Here is a 2,035-nt window from a genome sequence, read left to right as displayed (position 1 = left end):
GGGGAGGGGTGCTGGGGCAGCTGAACGGCGCCATGGAGCGCACGCTGGAGTTCACCGTGGCGCACGAGGTGGCGCACCAGTACTTCGCGGGGCTCGTGGGCTCGGACCCCATCCTGGAGCCGGTGGTGGACGAGTCGCTGGCCCAGTACGCCGCGCTCCTCTACCTCGAATGGAAGCACGGCAAGAAGGTGGCGGAGTCGGTGCGCCAGGAGACGCTGGTGGGGCAGTACCACCTGTACCGGATGACGGGTGGGAAGGACGGCCGCGCGGACCGGCCCACGGGCCACTTCGCGGATGAGATGGAGTACGGCGCGCTCGTCTACGGCAAGGCGCCCCTGCTGCACCACGCCTCGCGGAAGCTGGTGGGAGACGCCGCCTTTCTCAAGGCCCTGCGCGCCTACGTGGACACGTACCGCTTCAAGTGGACGTGCAAGGACTGCTTCACGAAGGAGCTGGCGAAGGCGAGCCCCGCCAACGCGAGCGCGCTGGAGCGGCTGCGCACGCGCTGGTGGCGGGAGGCGAAGGGCGACGAAGATTTGGGCAAGCCCCGTCTGGAGTCGCTGCTGGGGGGCTTCGAGGGCCTGGAAGGGCTGGAGGCCCTGCAGTCGCTGCCCGGCATGGACCTGGAGGCGCTCCAGGGCATGCAGGGCTTCGAGGCCTTCCAGGAGATAGACGCCCAGTCGAAGGAGCTGCTGGAGCAGCTCATCCCTTGGCTGATGGGGGAGTGACGCGGGCCCTCAGTCGAAGAGGGCGCGGACGAACTCGCGCGGCTCGAAGCGGCGCAGGTCGGCCACCTTCTCGCCCACGCCCACCCAGACGACGGGGAGCTTCAGCTCGTCGCAGATGCCGATGACGACGCCGCCCTTCGCGGTGCCGTCCAGCTTCGTCAGGGCGATGGCGCTGACGCCCACGGCCTCGTGGAACTGCTTGGCCTGCTGAATCGCGTTCTGGCCGTTGGTGGAGTCCAGCACCAGCAGCACCTCGTGCGGCGCGCCGGGCAGGGCCTTGTCCATGACGCGCTTCACCTTCTTCAGCTCCTCCATCAGCGGAGCCTTGGTGTGGAGCCGGCCGGCGGTGTCCGCGATGATGACGTCCGCGCCTTCCTCCTTCGCCTTCTTGACGGCCTCGAAGATGACGGCGCTGGGGTCTCCGCCCTCGGCGCCCTTCACCAACTGGGCCTGGGCGCGCTCGGCCCACACGTCGAGCTGCTCGGTGGCGGCGGCGCGGAAGGTGTCACCCGCGGCCAGCACCACCTTCTTGCCCTCGCTGGTGAGCTTCGCGGCCAGCTTGCCGATGGTCGTCGTCTTCCCGGCGCCGTTGACGCCCACCACCATGACGACGTGCGGCGGGCCGCCGCCTTCCAGGGAGCGCGGCACGGGCAAGTCACAGATGCGGGCGACCTCGTCGCGGATGAGGCCCTTGATGCGCTCGGGGTCCTTCAGCTCGTTGCGCTTGAGCTTCTCGCGGGCCACCTCCACCAGGTGGTTGGCGGTGCGCACGCCGATGTCGGCGGTGAAGAGGATTTCCTCCAGCTCCGCGAGGACGGACTCGTCCACCTGTCGTTGCTGGCCGAACAGGCCATTGAGCCGGGCCATGAAGCCCTGGTTCCGGGTCTTGTCCAGGCCCTGGGCCAGGGTGCGGCCGGCCTCGGCCTCCACCTTGGCACGCGCGGCGGCTTCCTCGGCGCGGCGGGCTTCCTCGGCGGCGGCGGCCTCGCGGGCGCGCTCCTCCTCCATCAGCCGCTGGGCTTCGACCTGCTCGCGCTTGCGGCGCTCCCGGGCCTCGTCGTCCGCGGCCTTCTTGGCGCGGTACTCGGCGCGCTTCTCCTCCTCCTCGCGCTCCTTGAGGGTGCGGGCCTCCGCCTCCAGCCGGGCGCGCTCGGCGGCGTCCGTGGCGGTGCGGGCGGCCTGGGCGGCCTCGGTGCGCTGGCGGGACAGGGCCTCGGCGCGGTCGTGGGCGGCCTCGGCCTCGCGGAGTCGGGCGGCCTCCGCCTCGGAGGGGGGCAGCTCCACGCGCAGGCGAGGCTGCTCGGCGG

The 2,035-nt window shown here is 71.4% G+C and carries 2 protein-coding genes; one reads left to right on the top strand and one right to left on the bottom strand.

Annotation, left to right across the window (positions count from 1 at the left end; translation table 11 throughout):
• The coding region (locus F8M74_RS37080) for a M1 family metallopeptidase (protein ID WP_141342048.1) at positions 1-728 on the top strand (728 nt) is incomplete at its 5' end.
• A 9-nt stretch (positions 729-737) separates the two neighbouring features.
• Here the strand turns inward: F8M74_RS37080 and ftsY are convergent.
• The coding region (ftsY, locus tag F8M74_RS37075; protein WP_163884754.1) for a signal recognition particle-docking protein FtsY at positions 738-2,035 on the bottom strand (1,298 nt) is incomplete at its 5' end.

It is taken from the genome of Myxococcus sp. CA023 (genome assembly GCF_010998615.1).
GTDB lineage: Bacteria > Myxococcota > Myxococcia > Myxococcales > Myxococcaceae > Myxococcus.
This window is presented reverse-complemented; position numbering and strand designations above follow the sequence as displayed.